This window comes from Pseudarthrobacter sp. HLT1-3, assembly GCF_059383535.1.
Map to the genome: position 1 here is coordinate 124459 of NZ_JBWZCJ010000001.1, position 18927 is coordinate 143385.

The following is an 18927-nucleotide window of genomic DNA, read 5'->3' on the forward strand; positions in this document are numbered from 1 at the left end:
GGAGGTCCCGGCCGGGTGAGCTCAGGGGTCGGATGAGCTCAGTGTGCGGTAAGGCGGGTGGCGCGCAGCACGGCGTCCGTCAGGGCGGCAGCCTCGCCGTCGGGGCCGGTGCTGCTGCGGTGCCGGGTGTCGACGAGGTCGAGTCGCCACTCGGGTTCCTCGATCCTCAGCTCCTGGGCCAACTGCTCGGCCGTGTAGAACATCTCCGGTTCGTGATTGTGGCCCGACGGCAGCCCGTCGGGGTGGTGGCCCACGATCAGCAGCGTCCCCCCGGTCCGCACCGCTGCGGCCGCTAGCTGGAGGGCCTGCTGCCAGGGCATCACAGTGGAATGCAGAAACTGTGCCGTGACCAGGTCGAAGAGCTCCTCGGGCACCCAGGTGGCCAGATCCTGCTGCACCCAGGTGATGTTCCCGCTTTGCCCGCGCTCCCGCGCATGCGCTTCGGCCCGCTCCAGCGCGACCGCGGAGACGTCGACGGCGGTGACTTTCCAGCCACGGCTGGCGAGCCAGATCGCATCCGCGCCCTCGCCGCATCCCAGGTCCAGGGCCGTTCCGGGGGAAAGGGACGCGGCCTCGGCGATCAGCTGCTGATTCGGCTCGCCGCTCCAAATCCTGGGGCGGCTGCTGTATTTCTCGTCCCACACCTGGGCTGCGCTGACGTTGCTGCCGTGTTCGGTGTGCTCGTGCTCCTTCATCGTTGTCCTTGGGGTCGTAAGGCCGTGGGGTTATTCCCACATCATGGCAGGGGAAGGCCCCCGGGGGACACCAGCAAATCGGCCGGCGCCGGAAATCGACATACGAAAATCACCGCCCGGAAACGCCCCCGAAACCTCGGTAGTGGAGGCTGAAGCCGGAGGACGGAATGACACTGGGGTGAATCCGAATCCGGGATAGGAGCAGGCCATGACTGTAGAAGCGGCGCGTCAGGTTCAATCGTGTGAGGAGTTGTCAGTGGGGGACAAGATTGAGGCGTGGCATAACGGGCGGATGTTCCACCGGGGCGAGGTGATCCGGACGGTGCCGGCCACGGATTTGTTCTGGATTCTGGACGAGCGGACCGGCACCCGGAGGCTGATCGACACCGAGGCGCTGGTTATCCTGCGCGTTGCGGTGCCGGCGGGCGAGTTCGTTTCGCCGGCGGTCGCGGATGGGGCGTCCAAACAGCCGGCGGCGGCCCCGGCGGCCCGGGTGACGGCGTCGCACGTCCCGCTGTTCCAGGCGCCCAGCCTGGTGTCCTGAGCAGCGGAAACGGGATTGGCCCCGCCGGATGATAGACTGAGGGAACTTGATGTGCAGTGATGCCCACTAACGTTCCGGTTCATCAACCGGTTCCCCTGATGGATTCCTTCCGGATTCCAGCCGCAGGGAGTGGGATTTTTTCATGTGAGAGGCACATCCTGCGTCGATGAACGCGTTCTATTTGGTCCCGGCCGCCGCCTTAACAGCAGCTGGCCGGTTGATCACCTGACTTTTCTTCGGCGAACCCCTGAGCCAACCGGCGCCGGGGCCGATATCCGCACGGATACCGCCTGAAAGACCTTTGAAACCTATGACTACTTTCGCTGCCCTCGGCACGCCCAAGGCCCTCGCCGACACCCTCACCGCCCAGGGGATCATCGAACCGTTCCCCATCCAGGTCAAGACCCTGCCGGACACGCTGGCCGGACGCGACGTCCTGGGCCGCGGCCGCACCGGCTCCGGCAAGACCATTGCTTTCGCCATCCCGCTTGTAGCACGACTCGCTGAGCGGGAAGCCAAGCACTTCCGCAAGCCCGGCCGCCCGATGGGCCTGGTCCTCGCGCCGACCCGTGAGCTGGCCACCCAGCTGAACGCGACCATCGAGCCCATGGCCACGGCCATGGGCCTGAACACGACCGTTATTTATGGCGGCATTTCCCAGGCCCGCCAGGAAAAGGCGCTGCGCGCCGGCGTCGACATCGTCATCGCCTGCCCGGGCCGCCTCGAGGACCTGATCCGCCAGCGCGTCCTAACCCTCGAGGGCGTCGAGATCACCGTCCTGGACGAGGCCGACCACATGGCCGACCTCGGCTTCCTCCCCGTGGTCAAGAAGCTCATGGACATGACCCCCAGCCAGGGCCAGCGCATGCTGTTCTCCGCCACGCTCGACAACGGCGTGGACAAGATCGTCCAGCGCTACCTGTCCAACCCGCTGACCCACGCGGTGGACGAGTCACAGGCCGCGGTGACCACCATGGAACACCACGTGCTCGTCGTCAACGACCAGACCGTCAAGAAGCAGCTGATCGTCGAGCTCGCCTCGGGCGCCGGCCGCCGGGTGCTCTTCCTGCGCACCAAGCACCACGCCCGCAAGCTTGCCAAGACCCTGACCGACGCCGGCATCCCCGCCGTCGACCTGCACGGCAACCTCTCGCAGAACGCCCGTGACCGCAACCTGGCGGAGTTCGCCTCCGGTGAAGTCCGCGTCCTGGTCGCCACCGACGTCGCCGCCCGCGGTGTCCACGTCGACGACGTCGAGCTGGTCATCCACGTGGATCCGCCCACCGAACACAAGGCCTACCTGCACCGCTCGGGCCGTACCGCCCGCGCAGGCTCCGACGGCACCGTCGTCACGCTGACCCTGCCGGAGCAGCAGTCCGACGTCAAGAAGCTGATGAAGGCTGCCGGCGTCGAGGTTAACTTCGAGCGCGTCACTGCCAACTCGCCGCTGGTTGCAGAACTGGTCGGCGAAATGGCTGACAAGATCGATCCGCGCACCCGCGCTGCCCTGCTGGCTGCCAAGTCCAACCAGGGCGGCGGCAGCTCCACCGGTGCCAACGCCGAGCGCAAGCGGGCCCGCCGCACCACCCAGGCTGCACCCACCGCGGGTGGCCGTGGCGGTCGTGGCGGACGCGGACGCGTCGGAGCCGAGGCTCCCCGCACCGATCTGCCCCGCGCCGAGCGCCGTGCCGTGGCCTACGAAGGCCAGACTGCTGCCCGCAACGCAGCGGATCGTGTGATCGAGCGGAACGAGGACCGGCAGGACGCCGAGCGCGCCGAGCGCCGCAGCGTCCGCGCCCGCTCGACCTCGTACGGTACCCACCGCAATGATGTTCCGGCCGCCGGCGGCCGCGCATCGGCCGGCCGCGGTTCCGACGGCCGCGCCGCAGAAGGGCGCAGCGACGCCCGGGGCGCTTCGGCTCCCCGCAGCGGTGCTCCCCGCTCCGGCGGTGCCCCCCGCACGGGCGGCGCCACCGGCGGCCAGCGCGGCGGTCGCCCGGCAACGGGCCAGCGTGCAGCTGCCGGTGCCAAGACCGGCGGAAGCAAGACCGGGTCCAATGCGGCCGTTTGGTCCTCCAACACCGGCGGCACCTCGGGCGGATCCTACGCAGGTGGCGGCAACGGCCGCTCCAGCGAAGGCCGTCCGGCACGCAGCGGCGGCCCCCGCCGCGCATCCGCCCCGGCGTCGAACGAACGCCGCAGCCGCTAAGACTTCGGGTTTTCGCTACACAAAATAGCTGGCGCTACGCGAAGGGCCGGTCGCTGCGGGTATACCCGCAGCGACCGGCCCTGGGCGAAGCGTAAAGCAAGAAACGCAGTGCGAAGCACAAAGCGCAGCGTGGATCGGGAAGCGCAGCGTGGATCAGCGCGAAGCAGGAAGCGCAGCGCCGGCTACCAGCCGCGGGCGCGCCACTCCGCCAGGTGCGGGCGTTCCGCGCCCAGGGTGGTTTGCTTCCCGTGGCCCGGGTGCACCACGGTGTCATCCGGATAAACCTCGAACAGCCGCTCGCTCACGTCGCTGATCAGCCGGGCGAATCGTTCCGGATCCTTCTGGGTGTTGCCCACGCCACCGGGAAACAGCGAGTCGCCGGAGAAAATGTGCGCCGGGCCTTCGGGGTCCTGGTACACCAGTGCGATCGAACCCGGAGTGTGGCCGCGCAGATGCACTGCCGTCACATCGAAGCCGTCGAAGTTGCCGACGTCGCCCTGGTTCAGCAGCACATCCACCGGCACCGGCAGCTCCGGGGCGTCATCCGTCCCGGCCGCCGTCTTCACCCCGGTGGCCGCCACCAGGCCCGGCAGCGCACGGACGTGGTCCCAGTGCTGGTGGGTGGTGGCAACCAGCGCCAGCTTCGGCGTCGCGGAAGTATCCGCGGCGGCGTCGGTAAGCAGCCCCTGGATGGCGGCCAGATCATCGGCCGCATCGATCAGGAGCTGCGCGCCCGATGCCTTGCTGGTGAGCAGATACACGTTGTTGTCCATCTCGCTGACCGAAATCCGGCGGATGGTGATGTCACGTAACGAGTGAATAAGCGAGTCCATGGGCATCAGTCTACGGAGGCGCTTATTCACGGCCCTCGGACACCCAGTTGGGGTCCGCGGAACGGGAGCCGACGACGGCGTCCGCGGCGGCGTCGAGTTTCGTCAGGTGCGCCGCGGCGAAGTCGAGCGTCAGGGCTCCCAGATTCTCGTCGATCCGGTCCGCCCTGCGGGTGCCGGGGATGGGGACCACCGGCAGTCCCAGCTTCCGGCCCTGCGCGAGCAGCCAGGCCAAGGCGACCTGGGCAGGAGTTGCAGCCTGCCCGGACGCGGCAAGTTCAGCCGCGACTGCCTGCACGGCGGCAACCACCCCCTGGTTGGCGTCCAGCGCCGCCTCGGCGAAGCGGGGGATGTTGCGGCGGAAGTCGCCGCTGCCCAGCTTCGACGCGTCCACGGTGCCGGTGAGGAATCCCCGGCCCAGCGGCGAATACGGCACAAAACCCACCCCAAGCTCGACTGCCGCAGGAACAACGTTGCGTTCCACGTCGCGGCTCCAGATCGACCACTCGCTCTGGACCGCGGCGATCGGGTGGATGCCGCTGGCTTCCCGCAGCTCCTCGGCCGTCACCTCAGACAGGCCAAGATGCCGCACTTTGCCGGCCTGCACCAGCCCCGCCATGGCCTCCACGGTTTCCACTATCGGAACGCGGAGGTCACGGCGGTGCATGTAGTACAGGTCGATGACGTCGGTGCCGAGGCGCTGCAGGCTGCGGTCCACCGCCTGCCGTACGTAGGCGGCGTCGCCGCGGATGTCGGAGTAGCCGGTCGACGGTGTGCCCACCAGGCCGAACTTGGTGGCCAGCTGCACTTCGCCGCGGCGTTCCTTCAGGAGTTTGGCGATGAGTTCCTCGTTGCCGCCCCCGCCGTAGATGTCCGCCGTGTCGATGAAGCTGACGCCGGCATCCACCGCATGGTGCAGGGTCCGCAGCGCCTCGGCCGGATCCACGGCGCCGTACACCGGGGTCAGGGCCATGCCGCCAAACCCCAGCGGGCTGACCGCCAGGCCTTCGCCGAGCCGCACGTGTGTTGCCTTCATGGGGGTTTCCCTTCGTTGTTTTTACCGCCAACCCGTCCCCGGACCGGTGTATTCCGCCGCTCCCGCCCAGTTGCCGGCCCGGAACGGCCGACGCCACGGCGTGTCCCCGCGGAAAACCGGTCACGGCGCGGACTAAGTGGGCGGGAGCGTCGGGGCAGCCGCGGACGCCGCGGGTACCCGGGCCGGGAGGAGCTTCAGTCCGGCTGCGCAGCCCACGATCCCCGCGATGAACAGCAGTTTGAGCGGGCTGGCGGGCTCGACGCCGGTCGCCATCGCCCAGCCGACGGTCAGTGCGGCGCCGATCCCCACCCAGACGGCGTAGGCGGTGCCGAGCGGGATGCTTTTTACGGCCAGGCCCAGCCCCACCATGCTCAGCGTCGCGGTCAGCGCGAACACGAGGGTGGGCAGCGGCCGGGTGAAACCGTCGGACAGTCCCAAGGCCGTGGCCCAGACCGCCTCCAGCACGGCGGAGGCGAGCAGGACGAGCCATGCGACCGTGGCGGCGGGCGTCTTGCCTGCTGATTTCGGAGTGCGGTTCGCGGCCATGGTCACGCCACCAGCTTCAGGCCGGCCACGCAGGCGACGACCCCGCCAAGCAGCAGGATCCGTGCTGCCGTCGCGGGTTCAACGCCGGTGATCATGGCGTAGGCGGAGGTCAGCACCACGCCGACGCCCACCCAGACGGCGTAGGCGGTGCCGGTCGGGATGGACTGCATGGCGACCGCGAGGCCGCCGGTGCTGGCCAGCACGGAGACGAGGAAAACGGCGGCCGGTGCGATCCGGCGGCGGCCTGTGGCCCGCGAGGTGCGGTGCAGGGCTGCGGCCCAGACGGCTTCCAGCGACCCGGAAAGGATGAGAATTAACCACGACATAACTGCTCCTGTGGCCAGTCTTGTCGCGTGCCGGGTACTGAACCGTCGTCCGGAGCCCCGAAGAAGGGGACTTGATTCCAGCGTAGCAACGCCCCCGCGGGGTGGCGAACTGACGGGGTGCAGGGGCGGCCGGCGAAGGGGTGATCTCATCCCGAATCAGCGGCTTTTGCCGGGGTCTGTGCATAAAAGCAGTGGAGTAATAGTATTTGGCCCATCAGCCCGATGTGGTCTGCCTCACGTCCCGCTGTGCCGCAGCTATGACGATCCGGCAACGGAGTTAGGCGCACCCGATGACCGAGACACTCGCCGCCGGCCGGCAGGCCGGAACGGATGCGGTTCCGGCGATCCGGCTGCGGAAACTCACCAAGGTCTTCGGGGACACCGTCGCCGTGAACGCCGTGGACCTGGACATCCGGCAGGGCGAATTCTTCTCCATGCTCGGCCCCTCAGGGTCCGGCAAGACCACGGTCCTGCGCCTGATCGCGGGCTTCGAGCTGCCAACCTCGGGAAGTGTCGAGCTCGAGGGCAGGGACGTCACCGGGCTGGCGCCCTTCGAACGGAACCTCAACACCGTCTTCCAGGACTACGCCCTGTTCCCGCACATGTCCCTCGTGGACAACGTCGCCTACGGCCTGCGCGTGCGGGGAATGCACCGGAAGGAACGGCACGGGCGGGCCCGCGAAGCGTTGGAGCGGGTGCAGTTGGGCAAGTTCGTCGGACGCAAGCCCGCCCAGCTCTCCGGCGGCCAGCGCCAGCGGGTCGCCCTCGCCCGGGCCCTGGTGGTGCAGCCGAAAGTCCTGCTGCTGGATGAGCCGCTCGGCGCCCTGGACCTGAAGCTCCGGCAGCAGATGCAGGTTGAACTCAAGGAACTGCAACGCTCGCTCGGCATCACGTTCATCTTCGTCACCCATGACCAGGAGGAGGCCCTGACCATGAGCGACCGGATTGGCGTGTTCAACAACGGCAGCCTGGAACAGATCGGCACGGCGCACGAGATCTACGAGCGGCCCGGCGGTGCGTTCGTGGCCAACTTTGTCGGCACCTCCAACATTTTCGACGCCGCGCTCGCGCAGAAGCTCTACGGCCGGGCGGAACAGGTCTGCATCCGGCCGGAACGGCTGCGCCTGTCCTGGACGGCGGCGCCGGAACCGCGGCCCGGCGTCACCTCCCGCCCCGGAACGGTGACCGCGCTGGTCTACGTGGGGCACGCGACGCAGGTGAGGGTACAGCTCGACGACGGTCCCGCCGTCGTCGTCCTGACGCCGGAGACGCTGCCCGGAGGCGACGCCGAACTGCTGGACCGGCGCGTCACCGTGAGCTGGGATGACGACGCCGCCGTCTGGCTGCCGTCCGACGGCGACTGAAACTTCCGGGTCCAGCCAGGAGGTCGTTCCACCCCCGAAACGAAAGGTAAGGATCATGGCATCAAGGAATAGGGCCTCCCTGGTAGTCGGGGTGGCCGCGGCGGCAGCACTCGCCCTGGCAGGATGCGGCACCACCGGCGGGGGAGGAGCCAGCCCGTCGGCCCAGCCGGTCAAGTCTGAAATCGGCCAGGGCGAAGGGCAACTCTCCATCCTGGCCTGGCCAGGTTATGTCGAGGACGGCAGCAACGACCCGGCCGTGGACTGGGTGACCGCCTTCGAGTCCGAGACCAAATGCCAGGTGAACTTCAAGCCCTTCGGCACCTCGGACGAAGCTGTGACCCTGATGCGCACGGGCCAGTACGACGTCGTCTCGGCCTCCGGTGACGCCTCCCTGCGGCTGATCGCCGGCAACAACGTGGAGCCCGTCAACACCGGCCTGCTGAAGAACTATCCCGACGTGTACCCGTTCCTGAAGGACAAGGCCTGGAACACGGTGGACGGCAAGAACTACGGGATGCCCCATGGCTGGGGCGCCAACCTGCTGATGTACTCCGTGGATGCCGTCACGCCTGCCCCCACCTCCTGGCGGGCCGTTTTCGACGACGCTGCGCGGCACAGCGGAAAGGTCACGGCGTACGACTCGCCGATCTATATTGCCGACGCCGCCGTGTACCTGATGGCACACAAGCCCGAGCTGGGCATCAAGAACCCCTATGCGCTGGACAAGGACCAGCTCGCCGCCTCGGTGAACGTGCTGAAGGAGCAGCGCCAGCACATCGGCGAATACTGGAGCGACGTCGTCAAGGAGGTCCAGGCCTTCGCGAGCGGCAGCACGGTGGTCGGCACCACCTGGCAGGTCGGCGCCAACATCGCCACTGCGAACGGGACCAACGTCAAGACGCTGCTCCCCGAAGAGGGCGCCACCGGCTGGTCGGACACCTGGATGATCAGCGCGACGTCCAAGAACAAGAACTGCGCGTACCTGTGGCTCGACTACATTGCCAGCCCCGCGGCCAACGCGGCGGTGGCGGAATACTTCGGCGAATCACCGGCCAACCCCAAGGCCTGCGAACTGACCAAGGACAAGGCACACTGCGAGACCTATCACTCCGGTGACGAGGCCTACGCGAAGCAGATCTGGTACTGGACCACCCCGGTGGCCGGATGCCTGGACGGCCGCAAGGACGTCAAGTGCACGGACTACTCGGAGTGGACGAAGGCCTGGACCGAAATCAAGGGCTGAGATGGCGCTCCAGACGCGGCAGCCGGCCCCCGGGGCGCCCCGGGCCGGCGCCGCCGTGCCGCCGGCCAGGGCCAACCGGGTCTCGGCGCTGCTGCACCGCCGGCCGAACCTGCGGCTCGCGGGGCTGATTACGGCCCCCGCCGGCTGGCTGGTGCTGGTCTACATCGCTGCCCTGGCAGCGCTGCTGATCACCGCGCTCTGGACCGTGGACACCTTCACCGGCAAGGTGTCCACGGTCTGGACGGCGGACAACCTGGTCACGGTCCTGACCGATCCGGTGTACCAGCGCATCACGCTGCGGACGCTGTGGATCGCGCTCGCCGTGACCGTGATCGACCTGATCCTTGCGCTGCCCATGGCGTTCTTCATCGCCAAGGTCGCCAGTTCCCGCTGGCGGAAGCTGCTGGTGGTGGCCGTCCTGATGCCGCTGTGGGCGAGCTACCTGGTCAAGGCCTACGCGTGGCGGAACGTGCTCGCCGACGGCGGGCTGCTGGAGTGGCTCGGGACGCCGGCCGGGCTCGAGTCCCCGGGATACGGCGAGACGGCCGTGATCGTGACGCTGTCCTACATCTGGCTGCCGTTTATGATCCTGCCGATCTACGCCGGATTCGACCGGGTCCCCGATTCACTGCTGGAAGCCTCCAGTGACCTGGGCGCGAAACCCCTGGCCACCGTGCGTCTGGTCATGTTCCCCCTGCTGGTCCCCTCCATCATTGCCGGGACGATCTTCACGTTCTCGCTCTCGCTGGGCGACTACATCACGGCCCAGATCGTCGGCGGCACCACGCAGATGCTCGGCACCGTGGTCTACGCGAACGTGGGAGCGGCCAACAACCTGCCGTTCGCCGCGGCCGTCTCGCTGGTCCCGATTGCGATCATCACGCTTTATCTCTTCATTGTCCGGCGCTCCGGCGCCCTCAACAGCCTGTGAAGCGCGGCCAGTCCGTGAACCCTTGACAGCCTGTGAACCCTGAACGTCCGGTAGGAGCACGATGAGACTTTCCCGAAGCGCCAAAGTCATCCTCGGCGTCGTGACGACCCTGGTGTTCCTGTTCATCTATGTGCCGCTGCTGCTGGTCGTGGTGAACTCCTTCAACGCGGACCGGACCTTTGGCTGGCCGCCGCGGGGACTGACCCTGGAGTGGTGGGGGCGCGCCTTCGATTCCTCCGGCGTCCGCGAGGCCCTGGTGTCCTCGCTCTGGGTGGCGGCGGTCTCGACCCTCATTTCCCTGGTGCTGGGGATGCTCCTGGCGCTGGCACTGCTGCGCTACAAATTCTTCGGCCGGGACGTGATCAGCCTGCTCGTGATCCTGCCGATCGCGCTGCCCGGGATCGTGACCGGCATCGCCCTGAACAACATGTTCACCACTATCCTGGGTGTCTCGCTGAGCCTGTGGACGGTGGTGATCGCGCACGCCACCTTCTGTATGGTGACCGTGTTCAACAATGTGATTGCCCGGTTGCGGCGGATGAACGGCGGGCTGGAGGAGGCATCCGCCGATCTGGGCGCCGGCGTGTTCACCACGTTCCGGCTGGTCACGTTTCCGCAACTCCGCTCCGCCCTGCTGGCCGGCGGGCTGCTGGCCTTCGCGCTGAGTTTTGATGAGATTATCGTGACCACGTTCACCATCGGCGCCGGTGACACCACCCTGCCGATCTGGATCCTGCAGAACCTCTTCCGGCCCAATCAGGCGCCGGTGGTCAACGTCGTGGCGGTGGTCCTGATTGTTGTCTCGATTGTGCCGATCTGGCTCGCGCAGCGGCTGTCGGAGGACTCGGTGGGGATCGGCGCCACCCGGGTGAAGGCTACGGAGAGTTAGGCCGCGACCCGGTTGATCGACACGACCGCGAGGAAGCCGCGGCCCAGGATCTCGGGGGTGTCGGTGTCGGAACCGACGACGGCGTCATAGCGGCCGAGCGCTGTCGGCCCGGCGGCGGCCGCCTCAGAGTTGCCGCCGCCCGCTGTGCTTCCTGGTGCCGGTGCACCGGGTGCCCCTGCATCGGGTGCGCCGCCGGACCCGTCGCCGGCGGTGCCGGGAGCGACGGACGCCTGGCCCTGCAGCAGGATCCCCAACTGGCCTTCGAATACGGGGTGGGCCCGCTTCTTGGAGAGTTCGATAATGGACGTGTAGCCCTTGAACGCGCCGATGCGCGTGATGACATTCAGGTCGCGGATGTCGCCCGTCGGAAGCGCTCCGGCCGCCGCGGCGTCGCCGGAGAACCGGAACGGGCGGTACTTCTCGAGCGGGTGCTCGGCCCCGTCGACAGTCAGCAGCAGCAGTTCGCCCTCAACCACCGTCAGCACGCGGTCCATGCCGGGGAAAGCCGAGAAGTCGCCCGCCTTGGACACCTCGGCGATGCTGACCCGCCAGTCCCAGTTGGTGTTCTTCCCCGCATTGTCCTGCGGAGAAGCGGCGTTGGTGTGGCTGGCCAGTTCGCGGGTCACCCCGCCGCCGTTGCGCCAGGGTTGGGCTTTCAGCTCGGCATAGCGGATGATCTGCATCCCTTTAGCCTATCCGCCGGGACCGGCCGCCTAATCCGCTGGACGCCCGCTGGATTGTGGACGCCGCGGCGTCGGCCGGCGCCGTAACCCTCAGGGCACGACGCGCGGCCGGGCCGCCGTCCTTGCTAACGTCAGGAACAGGAAACACTGCAAAAGGAGCCGGATGTTCGTCAAGGTTTGCGGGCTCAGCACGCCCGAGTCGGTCCTGGCCGCTGCGGAAGCCGGGGCCGACGCCGTCGGGTTCGTCCTGACCGGCAGCCCCCGCGAAGTAACCCCGGCGCGGGCTCGGGAGCTCCTGGCCCACGTCCCGGCGGGACTCCCCGTCGTCGGCGTCTTCCGGCACGAGGCCGCCGGGGACGCCGCCGCCCGGGCCCGCGAAGCCGGACTGGACTGGATCCAGCTCCACGGCGACCGCACCCCGGCAGACGTGCGCACCGTGCACGACGCCGGACTCAAGCTGATCCGGGCCGTCACGATGTCCGCCGCACCCGAGGCGTTCGCGGACTGGGGCGAGGACCTGCTCCTGATCGACGCTGCCGTGCCCGGCTCCGGCGAAGCCTGGGACTATGCCTCGGTCCGCGCCAAAGGGCTGGCAGGTCGCCACTGGCTGCTGGCCGGCGGGCTGGATCCGGCCAACGTCGCCGGCGCGGCCTCGCAGGCGGGCGCCTGGGGCGTGGACGTCTCCTCCGGCGTCGAGTCCTCCCGCGGGGTGAAGGACCTGGCCAAGATCCGGGACTTCGTGGCGGCGGCCAAGTCCCTGGCCGCGAAGCCCTGAAGGGCGCCGCAGGAATGCCGCCGGTCCGCGCCGTGTTGGCCCTGACATGAAGCGCATCGGATTTCTGTCCTTCGGACACTGGGGCCCCGGCGAGGGCTCCCGCACCCGGACCGCCCGTGACGCCCTGCTGCAGGGCATCGAACTGGCCGTCGCGGCCGAGGAGCTCGGTGTGGACGGCGCCTACTTCCGCGTGCACCACTTCGCCCGGCAGCAGGCCTCCCCGTTCCCGCTGCTGGCCGCCGTCGCCGCCCGGACCAGCCGGATCGAAATGGGAACCGGCGTGGTCGACATGCGCTACGAAAACCCCCTGTACATGGCCGAGGAGGCAGCCGCGACCGACCTGATCAGCGGTGGACGGCTGCAGCTCGGGATCAGCCGCGGCTCACCCGAACCGGCCCGCGACGGCGCCGCCGCCTTCGGGCATGTCCCCGCTGACGGGGAGACCGACGCGGACATGGCCCGGAGACACACCGCGGTGTTCCGCCGCGCCATCTCGGGGGCCGGGATGGCGGAGGCAGAGCCGCGCTACGCGGGCGGGGGATCCGGGCTGCTGCCCGTGCAGCCGCATTCGGCCGGCCTTGGCGAGCGGATCTGGTGGGGCGCCGGCTCGCGGGCCACCGCCGTCTGGACCGCCGAACAGGGCATGAACCTGATGAGCTCCACGCTGCTCACCGAGGACACCGGTGTGCCCTTCGACCAGCTGCAGGCCGAGCAGATCGCCATGTTCCGCCAGGCCTGGGCCGACGCCGGCCATCAACACGAGCCCCGCGTCTCGGTCAGCCGCAGCGTCCTGCCGATCGTCGACGATGAGGACCGGCGGTACTTCGGCCTCAGCGCGCTGCGCGAGAAACGCGACCAGGTTGGGGTGATCGACGGACTCGTGGCCCGGTTCGGCAGGAGCTACGTCGGCGCGCCCGACGCCATTGCCGCGGACTTGGCCGCCGACGCCGCCGTCCAGGCCGCCGACACCCTGCTGCTGACGGTCCCCAACCAGCTCGGCGTGGATTTCAACGCCAAGCTGCTGGGCACAGTAGCCCGGCACATCGCACCGGCGATCGGCTGGACGCCGCAGCCAGCGGCGTAACTCGGGCGCCGCGCCGGGCGGGCCGCGGGCGTTGGGTTCGGGCGCAGCGGGGGTTCGGCCGAAAGGCTAGCCGCGCCGCCGCGCCGTGGCTAGCATGGCTCCTTGGGGGAGTACCCCGGATGTACCGGCGGGCGCGGCCCGCCACCTGCAAAGGAGACCATAGTGACACTGCCCGAAGGATTGACCCCCGGCGTCTGGACGCTGGACATGTCCCACAGTGAAGTCGGCTTCAGCGTCCGGCACGCCGGCATCAGCAAGGTCCGTGGCCGCTTCAATGAGGCCTCGGCGGAGGCCCGTGTCGGCGACTCCCTCGCCGACTCCAGCCTGCATGCCAGCATCAAGACCGCCAGCTTTGACTCGGGCGACGCGAACCGTGACGGCCACGTCCGCGGCCCCGACTTCTTCGACGTCGAAAAGTACCCGGATATGACTTTCCGAGCCACCGGAATCAGGGGCGACGGCGAGGACTACACGCTGACCGGAGACCTCACCATCCGCGACGTCACCAAGCCGGTGGATCTGGAAGTCGAGTTCACCGGGATCGCAGTCGACCCGTTCGGCGCCACCCGCGCCGGGTTCAGCGCGGAGACGGACATCAGCCGCAAGGAATTCGGCCTGACCTGGAACGCCGCCCTCGAAGCCGGCGGGTTGCTGGTCAGCGACAAGGTCAAGATCAGTGTCGAGGCAGCGCTGGTGAAGCAGGCTTAGCCAACGGTTCGAATGTTACCAGCCAACGGTTCGAACGTTTAGAAGAGCAGGAGCACGAAGCCGCCGACCGTGGACAGGATCCCCACTCCGGTGAGGATCCAGCCCAGGGTCCAGGCCGCGTTGTCGTGCCGCGGCGGTTTGAGCCCCCAGCGGGAGGGGTGGCACACGTCGTAGAAGAGGTCGACGTCGGACCCGACCACGAGACCGTGCGACTCGGCCGCCGGCAGCAGGGAGCGGTGGTCGGCGTCGTGGTGGTCCGTCCAGCTGTAGCCCATGAAACCGCCGGCGCTGATCACCGTGCCGGTGGTACCCGTCCATGAGCACCGGCGGCGCCGCGAGTTCCAGCCCCAGCAGAGCAGCGGCAGGCCCAGGACAAAACCCACCCACGTCATGACTTCGAGAATGGGGCCCAGAAGGTCCCCGATGGTTGTCATCTGCGCATCCCGGGCGGCGGCGTCAGCGGGTGAGGCGGGAGCGGCGCAGGAAGTACACGACGCCGGCGCCGAGCAGGAGCAGAACACCCACATAGAGCAGGAACTGCACAGCCTTCACAACAACGCCAACGACCAGCAGGACGACGGCGACGATCAGGGCAAGCTTCAGGAGTGCGGGCATGCTCCCAGTATTATGCCCATCCGGGCGTTCGCAAAGCCGCGCGCCCTCCGCCCGCGTCACCGGACGCATTTCAGGAAATGTTCAGGGTGAACCCCTAGGCCGGATGCACGTCCGCCGGGGGAGAATAGAGCCATGAAGACACTGCTTAACATCATCTGGCTGCTTTTTGGCGGGCTCTGGCTCGCACTCGGTTACTTCGCGGCCGGGGTCATCTGCTGCCTGCTGGTCGTCACCATTCCGTGGGGCCTTGCGTCGTTCCGGATCGCGAACTATGCGCTGTGGCCGTTCGGGCGCACCGTGGTGGACCGCCCGGGAGGCACGGGGGTGTTTTCGCTGCTAGGCAACGTCATCTGGCTGCTGGTCGCCGGCATCTGGATCGCGATCGGTCACGTGGTCACCGCCTTCGCCATGGCCATCACCATCGTCGGAATCCCGCTGGCCATCGCCAACCTCAAGCTCATTCCGGTCTCGCTCATGCCGCTGGGCAAGCAGATCGTCCCGAGCGACAAGCCCTTCGTGACGACCTACAGCAGGGCCTACCACTAGCCCGTTTTCGAGGAGGAATACCGCAATGTCCGAACATGTCACAGCTGTTCCGGCAACGTCCGGCCAAGGCGAAGCCCCCGCTCCGCCCGAAGACCTCATGCTCGTCATCACCCGCGAATTCCAGGCACCGATCGCCAGGGTGTGGTCCGCCCTCACCGATGCCGAGCAGGCCCCGCAGTGGTGGGGGCCGCGCGGGTTCCACGTTCCCCGCGAGAGCATCGACGCCGATCTGGAGATCGGCGGCCTTTACCGGGCCTGCATGGTCCGCGACAGCACCGGTGAGGAGCACTGGTGGAGCGGTGTCCACACGGACATCGAACCGCCCAATCTCTTCGTCTTCACCCACGCCTGGGACAAGCACGACGGGACCCGCGGCTTCGAGACCGAGGTGACCTTCCAGCTGGAGGAGATCGACGGCGGCACCCGGATGACGTTTTTCCAGGGCCCCTTCGACGCGATCGACAACCGCGACGGCCACGGCGTCGGCTGGCGTGAGTCCTTCGACCGCCTCGCCGAACACCTCCGCCGCAGCGCCTGATCACCCCAGACAACGCGGGGTCACCCAGCGCCCATCCCGAGGGCAATTATGGGCCGTAAGTGACTCCGCGTTGCTGGTGGACTGAGCGTCCCGCCTATCCGAGCTCGCCCTGCAGGTTCCGCCGCGCCGTCTCCAGCCAGAGTGCCTGGCCCCGGCGGGTGTGGAAGAGCGGATCCAGCTGCAGGAGCTGGCGGACGACGGCGGCACGTCCGGTAGCGAAGTCGTCGTCGCCGATGTGCGCAAAATCCTGCCGGACGGCGGCCAGATACCGGGCGTAGGCTGCCGGCTCCCCGCCCAGCACCGAGAGGTCCGCGTCGCTGAGCAGGGCGGCGGCGTCGTCCCCGGTCTCCGGCTGGTGGTCGGCCGTCATCCGCACCAGGCGGGCCACCTCGTCCACTTCGGCCGCGGGGAGGCCGGCATGGGCCAGCCGGTCCTCGGCGAGCCGGGCCGACTCCTCCTCGTCCTGGCCCGCGATGCCGCGGTAGACGGCGTCGTGGAACCAGGCGGCGAGCAGCACGGTGCCCGGCGGATCGGCCGGCTCGGTCAGCAGGTCCAGGGCCTCGAGGACCGCCAGCAGGTGGGTGCGGCCGTGATATCTCCGGTGCTCCTCACCCCAGCGGTCCATCAGGTCCAGGAAGAGCGCGTCGTGGCCCGGAAGAACGGCGTTCCAGCGTGTCAGCAGGGGGAGCCTGAGAGAGCCGCTGCGCCGCCGGGCCGGGATCCGCAGGCCGCTGGCGATCAGTTTCCGGACCAGGATCCGCCCCTCCACCGGGACGGCCCCGGCCGCGACGAGGTCGCTGTACCGGGCCTCGGCGACATCGTAGTGGTCGCCGTCGAACGCCCTTTCCGGGATGCCCGACGCCGCCGCGAAGGTGTGCAGTTCCTCCAGCGAGGTGTCCGAGACCAGGTGCGAGAAGTGTGTTCCGTGCGCCGGCCAGAGCGGAGGATCAACATAGATGGCCATGGGCGAAGTCTAATCCGGCCGCGGAGGGCGGCGGATCAGCCCTGGCTGGCCTCGCTGTCGGCCCTGTCACTAGCGGCGGTGTCGGACTGCTCCTCTGCCGGCGTCCGGGCGGTGTGCGGCTTGGAGCGCACGCCTTCGCCCTTTTCATTCAGCCGGGTCTCATGCTCGGCCTCCGCGATGTCCGCGGGGGTGATGCCGTCTGCCGAGTTCCAGGCCTTGATCGCTGCCCAGCCCACTGCCACGAGGGGGACGGCAAGGATGGCGCCGATAATGCCGGCAAGGATGGTGCCGGCCGTCAGGGCCAGCAGGATGACGAGGGCGTGCACGTTGAGCGCCTGTCCCATCACAACGGGCTGCAGGAAGTTGCCCTCCAGTTGGTTCACGACGATCACGACGATGATGACGATCAGGGCGGCCAGCGGACCATTGGCGACGAGTGCGACGAGCGCCGCGAGGATGCCGGCCAGGGTGGCGCCGATCAGCGGGATGAAGGCGCCGATGAACGTCAGCGCCGCCAGCGGCAGTGCGAGCGGGACCCCCATGATGACAAGGGCCAGGCCGATGAAGAAGGAATCCACCAATGCCACGATGGAAGTGCCGCGCACGTAGCCGCCAAGCACGTTGAGGCTCCGTTCCCCGGCGCGGCGTGCCTTCACCAGCTTCTCGCCCTTGAACGCCCGCAGCACAAAGGCCCAGATGCGTTCGCCGTCCTTCAGGAAGAAGAACAGGATCACGGCCATGAGCAGGGCGCCGGTGATGAAGTTGCCGGCCGCGCTGAGCCCGGAGATAGCGCCGGCGCCGACCGTGCTGCTGGTGGCAAAGTCGACGGCGGCGTCGCGCGCCTGCTGGATCTGCTGGTCGTCGATCGGGAAGGGACCGGTGCGGATTAAGTCGTAGACCCGGTCAAAGCCCTCCGTGGCCTTACTCGCCAGTTCATCGGCCTGGCTCACGACGGCGAACACGATCGCGGTGATCACGGCGCCGAACGCGAGCAGGAGCGCCACGAACGAGAATCCGGTTGCGGCGGCGCTCGGCCAGCCGCGGCGGCGCAGCCAGTGGACGAAGGGTGAGATGGCGGCGGCCAGGATCAGGGCCAGCAGCGCGGGAATCACCACGAGCCGGACCTGGATCAGGGCATAGACCACCACCACCGTCAGGACCAGCAGCAGCAGGACCTGCGCGGTCCTGATGCTGGCGCGGCCCAGGCTGTCGCCCCAGGGGGTGGTCTTCTCGGGACTGCCCATGCTGTTTGTCTCCCACTCTCGGATGGTCATGCTACTTACCAACCGTCTCACAGCAGGGCGTGCAGGCCCGGAGGGACAGGCCCGCCGGTCACGAAGCGGCGGGCCGGATGTTCTGGTTGCCGCGGAACGTGTTCTCCGGATCGAACTCCCGTTTCACCCGCGCCAGCCGGCTGTAGTTCTCCTCCCCGAAGGCAGCCCGGACCCGCTCCTGGCCTTCGTCGCCAATGAAGTTCAGCCACACCCCGCCGGTCGCAAAGGGCGCGATGTCGCGCCGGAACCGCTTGACCCAGGCCTTCGCGTCCTCGCCGCCCTGCGGTGTATCGCCCAGCCCGAACGGGTGCGTCACCCAGCTGGCGTTCCGGTTCAGCAGCGGAGTCGCCGTCGCAGCCGCGCCACCCACAGCCCCGCCCCAGTGGGCAATCAGCTGCTGCGAACTTGGCCCGGGCAAGTTCCGGGCGGACTCGACGATGACGTCGAGGGCGTCGTCGGAAAGTTCGTCGTGGTAGTCCGCGCTCCAGTAGTTGTACTTGCCCGGGGGATCGTCCAGGGAACACTGGAAATCGGCGTAGTCGATGTCCTCCAGAAGGTCCACGGCGGGCTTGAGTGCCTGGTATGGCTTGGCGTGGTCGGCCCCCTCCGCGGCGTCCCCGGCGTATAGGTAGACGAGGCCGACCGCCATCTTGCCGACCATCTCCCGCGGCACGAAGGATTCGTCGGGGGCGGTGAGGTAGATGATGGCTCCCGTTTCCTCGTTTGGCGCCGCGAGCGCCAGTTCGCGGTATCCGCGGCTGATCTCGGGAGCAGCGTCGCCCGGCCACAGCAACAGGCCCGCGTGGACCTTGGGCCCGAGCCGGTGCAGGCTGAAGGTAAAGGACGTGGCGACGCCGAAGTTCCCGCCGCCGCCGTGCAGGGCCCAGAACAGCTCGGGGTTCTCCGTTGCGCTTGCGGTCAGCTGGTCCCCGGATGCGGTGACCAGGTCCACCGAGATCAGGTCGTCGCAGGCGAATCCGAAGGCCCGCTCGAGCCAGCCGGAGCCGCCGCCCAGCGTGAAGCCGGCAAGGCCGGTGGTGGAGACGCGGCCCCCGGTGAGCGCGAGGCCATGCTGCTGGGTGGCCCGGTCGTCGTAGCCCGGGTCTTCAGGTTTGATCCAATGCACA

General features: G+C 68.5%; 22 protein-coding genes and 1 riboswitch. Of the genes, 11 read left to right on the forward strand and 11 right to left on the reverse strand.

Annotation, left to right across the window (positions count from 1 at the left end; all coding sequences use genetic code 11):
• Positions 1-38: 38 nt before the first annotated feature.
• Positions 39-695, reverse strand: coding sequence for an SAM-dependent methyltransferase (locus tag AC50X9_RS00540; RefSeq protein ID WP_494888991.1), 657 nt, complete (start codon positions 693-695; stop codon positions 39-41).
• 208 nt (positions 696-903) lie between these two features.
• Between AC50X9_RS00540 and AC50X9_RS00545 the strand changes: the two genes are divergently transcribed.
• Both AC50X9_RS00545 and AC50X9_RS00550 read left to right on the forward strand, forming a co-directional pair.
• A complete protein-coding gene (locus AC50X9_RS00545) occupies positions 904-1239 on the forward strand; it encodes a hypothetical protein (protein ID WP_494888997.1) in 336 nt (111 codons plus the stop codon).
• 310 nt (positions 1240-1549) lie between these two features.
• Entirely contained in the window at positions 1550-3448 is a 1899-nt protein-coding gene (locus AC50X9_RS00550) for a DEAD/DEAH box helicase (RefSeq protein ID WP_494889000.1), read from the forward strand.
• Positions 3449-3630: 182 nt separating this feature from the next.
• Here AC50X9_RS00550 and AC50X9_RS00555 read toward each other — a convergent pair whose 3' ends face one another.
• From AC50X9_RS00555 to AC50X9_RS00570, 4 genes are all read right to left on the reverse strand, one after another.
• Entirely contained in the window at positions 3631-4281 is a 651-nt protein-coding gene (locus AC50X9_RS00555; RefSeq protein ID WP_494889002.1) for an MBL fold metallo-hydrolase, read from the reverse strand.
• Between the two features lie 22 nt (positions 4282-4303).
• Positions 4304-5314, reverse strand: a complete 1011-nt coding sequence (locus AC50X9_RS00560) for an aldo/keto reductase (RefSeq protein ID WP_494889004.1) — start codon at positions 5312-5314, stop codon at positions 4304-4306.
• Positions 5315-5446: 132 nt separating this feature from the next.
• Positions 5447-5860, reverse strand: a complete 414-nt coding sequence (locus AC50X9_RS00565; RefSeq protein WP_494889488.1) for a DMT family transporter — start codon at positions 5858-5860, stop codon at positions 5447-5449.
• 2 nt (positions 5861-5862) lie between these two features.
• On the reverse strand, positions 5863-6186 hold the full coding sequence (locus tag AC50X9_RS00570) for a DMT family transporter (protein WP_494889006.1): 324 nt from the start codon (positions 6184-6186) through the stop codon (positions 5863-5865).
• 9 nt (positions 6187-6195) lie between these two features.
• A riboswitch (guanidine-III (ykkC-III) riboswitch) is annotated at positions 6196-6260 on the reverse strand.
• A 216-nt stretch (positions 6261-6476) separates the two neighbouring features.
• On the opposite strand from AC50X9_RS00570, the gene AC50X9_RS00575 reads away from it, so the two are divergent.
• From AC50X9_RS00575 to AC50X9_RS00590, 4 genes are all read left to right on the forward strand, one after another.
• Entirely contained in the window at positions 6477-7550 is a 1074-nt protein-coding gene (locus AC50X9_RS00575; protein WP_494889008.1) for an ABC transporter ATP-binding protein, read from the forward strand.
• A 55-nt stretch (positions 7551-7605) separates the two neighbouring features.
• Positions 7606-8793 carry an extracellular solute-binding protein gene (locus AC50X9_RS00580; RefSeq protein WP_494889010.1) on the forward strand — a complete coding sequence of 396 codons (1188 nt, stop codon included), beginning with the start codon at positions 7606-7608 and terminating at the stop codon, positions 8791-8793.
• A 1-nt stretch (position 8794) separates the two neighbouring features.
• On the forward strand, positions 8795-9724 hold the full coding sequence (locus tag AC50X9_RS00585; protein ID WP_494889012.1) for an ABC transporter permease: 930 nt from the start codon (positions 8795-8797) through the stop codon (positions 9722-9724).
• A 61-nt stretch (positions 9725-9785) separates the two neighbouring features.
• The gene (locus AC50X9_RS00590; RefSeq protein WP_494889014.1) at positions 9786-10613 is read left to right on the forward strand and encodes an ABC transporter permease; all 828 of its coding nucleotides are present in this window, start codon (positions 9786-9788) and stop codon (positions 10611-10613) included.
• On the opposite strand, the gene AC50X9_RS00595 is transcribed toward AC50X9_RS00590, so the two are convergent.
• On the reverse strand, positions 10610-11296 hold the full coding sequence (locus AC50X9_RS00595) for a HutD/Ves family protein (RefSeq protein ID WP_494889016.1): 687 nt from the start codon (positions 11294-11296) through the stop codon (positions 10610-10612). The two genes, AC50X9_RS00590 and AC50X9_RS00595, sit on opposite strands and share 4 nt — an antisense overlap.
• Before the next feature lie 163 nt (positions 11297-11459).
• Here AC50X9_RS00595 and AC50X9_RS00600 point away from each other — a divergent pair, with 163 nt between their 5' ends.
• The 3 genes from AC50X9_RS00600 to AC50X9_RS00610 all read left to right on the forward strand — a co-directional run bounded on the left by AC50X9_RS00600 (position 11460) and on the right by AC50X9_RS00610 (position 13863).
• Positions 11460-12071: a phosphoribosylanthranilate isomerase gene (locus AC50X9_RS00600; protein WP_494889018.1), complete on the forward strand. Its 612-nt coding sequence runs from the start codon at positions 11460-11462 to the stop codon at positions 12069-12071.
• Positions 12072-12117: 46 nt separating this feature from the next.
• Positions 12118-13155 (forward strand): LLM class flavin-dependent oxidoreductase, encoded by a 1038-nt coding sequence (locus AC50X9_RS00605; RefSeq protein WP_494889020.1) that lies wholly within the window; start codon positions 12118-12120, stop codon positions 13153-13155.
• Between the two features lie 162 nt (positions 13156-13317).
• Positions 13318-13863 (forward strand): YceI family protein, encoded by a 546-nt coding sequence (locus AC50X9_RS00610; protein WP_494889022.1) that lies wholly within the window; start codon positions 13318-13320, stop codon positions 13861-13863.
• Positions 13864-13901: 38 nt separating this feature from the next.
• Here AC50X9_RS00610 and AC50X9_RS00615 read toward each other — a convergent pair whose 3' ends face one another.
• Together AC50X9_RS00615 and AC50X9_RS00620 are read right to left on the reverse strand one after the other, a co-directional pair.
• On the reverse strand, positions 13902-14297 hold the full coding sequence (locus AC50X9_RS00615) for a hypothetical protein (RefSeq protein WP_494889024.1): 396 nt from the start codon (positions 14295-14297) through the stop codon (positions 13902-13904).
• Between the two features lie 22 nt (positions 14298-14319).
• A complete protein-coding gene (locus tag AC50X9_RS00620) occupies positions 14320-14478 on the reverse strand; it encodes a hypothetical protein (RefSeq protein ID WP_494889026.1) in 159 nt (52 codons plus the stop codon).
• Positions 14479-14610: 132 nt separating this feature from the next.
• Between AC50X9_RS00620 and AC50X9_RS00625 the strand changes: the two genes are divergently transcribed.
• A complete protein-coding gene (locus AC50X9_RS00625) occupies positions 14611-15024 on the forward strand; it encodes a YccF domain-containing protein (protein WP_494889028.1) in 414 nt (137 codons plus the stop codon).
• Between the two features lie 25 nt (positions 15025-15049).
• Positions 15050-15562, forward strand: coding sequence for an SRPBCC family protein (locus AC50X9_RS00630; protein WP_494889030.1), 513 nt, complete (start codon positions 15050-15052; stop codon positions 15560-15562).
• A 94-nt stretch (positions 15563-15656) separates the two neighbouring features.
• Here AC50X9_RS00630 and AC50X9_RS00635 read toward each other — a convergent pair whose 3' ends face one another.
• From AC50X9_RS00635 to AC50X9_RS00645, 3 genes are read right to left on the reverse strand one after another with little or no spacing between them, the layout of a single operon-like run.
• A complete protein-coding gene (locus AC50X9_RS00635) occupies positions 15657-16526 on the reverse strand; it encodes a DUF4031 domain-containing protein (RefSeq protein WP_494889032.1) in 870 nt (289 codons plus the stop codon).
• A gap of 35 nt (positions 16527-16561) precedes the next feature.
• Positions 16562-17800, reverse strand: coding sequence for an AI-2E family transporter (locus AC50X9_RS00640; RefSeq protein WP_494889034.1), 1239 nt, complete (start codon positions 17798-17800; stop codon positions 16562-16564).
• 58 nt (positions 17801-17858) lie between these two features.
• Complete coding sequence (locus tag AC50X9_RS00645) at positions 17859-18926, reverse strand: FAD-binding oxidoreductase (protein WP_494889036.1); 1068 nt, start codon at positions 18924-18926, stop codon at positions 17859-17861.
• Between the last annotated feature and the right edge of the window lies 1 nt (position 18927).

Bases quoted from the DNA above. Each gene is read 5' to 3' on its own strand.
- AC50X9_RS00540 (WP_494888991.1), bottom strand. From the start codon at position 695: ATGAAGGAGCACGAGCACACCGAACACGGCAGCAACGTCAGCGCAGCC.
- AC50X9_RS00545 (WP_494888997.1), top strand. From the start codon at position 904: ATGACTGTAGAAGCGGCGCGTCAGGTTCAATCGTGTGAGGAGTTGTCA.
- AC50X9_RS00550 (WP_494889000.1), top strand. From the start codon at position 1,550: ATGACTACTTTCGCTGCCCTCGGCACGCCCAAGGCCCTCGCCGACACC.
- AC50X9_RS00555 (WP_494889002.1), bottom strand. From the start codon at position 4,281: ATGGACTCGCTTATTCACTCGTTACGTGACATCACCATCCGCCGGATT.
- AC50X9_RS00560 (WP_494889004.1), bottom strand. From the start codon at position 5,314: ATGAAGGCAACACACGTGCGGCTCGGCGAAGGCCTGGCGGTCAGCCCG.
- AC50X9_RS00565 (WP_494889488.1), bottom strand. From the start codon at position 5,860: ATGGCCGCGAACCGCACTCCGAAATCAGCAGGCAAGACGCCCGCCGCC.
- AC50X9_RS00570 (WP_494889006.1), bottom strand. From the start codon at position 6,186: ATGTCGTGGTTAATTCTCATCCTTTCCGGGTCGCTGGAAGCCGTCTGG.
- AC50X9_RS00575 (WP_494889008.1), top strand. From the start codon at position 6,477: ATGACCGAGACACTCGCCGCCGGCCGGCAGGCCGGAACGGATGCGGTT.
- AC50X9_RS00580 (WP_494889010.1), top strand. From the start codon at position 7,606: ATGGCATCAAGGAATAGGGCCTCCCTGGTAGTCGGGGTGGCCGCGGCG.
- AC50X9_RS00585 (WP_494889012.1), top strand. From the start codon at position 8,795: ATGGCGCTCCAGACGCGGCAGCCGGCCCCCGGGGCGCCCCGGGCCGGC.
- AC50X9_RS00590 (WP_494889014.1), top strand. From the start codon at position 9,786: ATGAGACTTTCCCGAAGCGCCAAAGTCATCCTCGGCGTCGTGACGACC.
- AC50X9_RS00595 (WP_494889016.1), bottom strand. From the start codon at position 11,296: ATGCAGATCATCCGCTATGCCGAGCTGAAAGCCCAACCCTGGCGCAAC.
- AC50X9_RS00600 (WP_494889018.1), top strand. From the start codon at position 11,460: ATGTTCGTCAAGGTTTGCGGGCTCAGCACGCCCGAGTCGGTCCTGGCC.
- AC50X9_RS00605 (WP_494889020.1), top strand. From the start codon at position 12,118: ATGAAGCGCATCGGATTTCTGTCCTTCGGACACTGGGGCCCCGGCGAG.
- AC50X9_RS00615 (WP_494889024.1), bottom strand. From the start codon at position 14,297: ATGACAACCATCGGGGACCTTCTGGGCCCCATTCTCGAAGTCATGACG.
- AC50X9_RS00620 (WP_494889026.1), bottom strand. From the start codon at position 14,478: ATGCCCGCACTCCTGAAGCTTGCCCTGATCGTCGCCGTCGTCCTGCTG.
- AC50X9_RS00625 (WP_494889028.1), top strand. From the start codon at position 14,611: ATGAAGACACTGCTTAACATCATCTGGCTGCTTTTTGGCGGGCTCTGG.
- AC50X9_RS00630 (WP_494889030.1), top strand. From the start codon at position 15,050: ATGTCCGAACATGTCACAGCTGTTCCGGCAACGTCCGGCCAAGGCGAA.
- AC50X9_RS00635 (WP_494889032.1), bottom strand. From the start codon at position 16,526: ATGGCCATCTATGTTGATCCTCCGCTCTGGCCGGCGCACGGAACACAC.
- AC50X9_RS00640 (WP_494889034.1), bottom strand. From the start codon at position 17,800: ATGACCATCCGAGAGTGGGAGACAAACAGCATGGGCAGTCCCGAGAAG.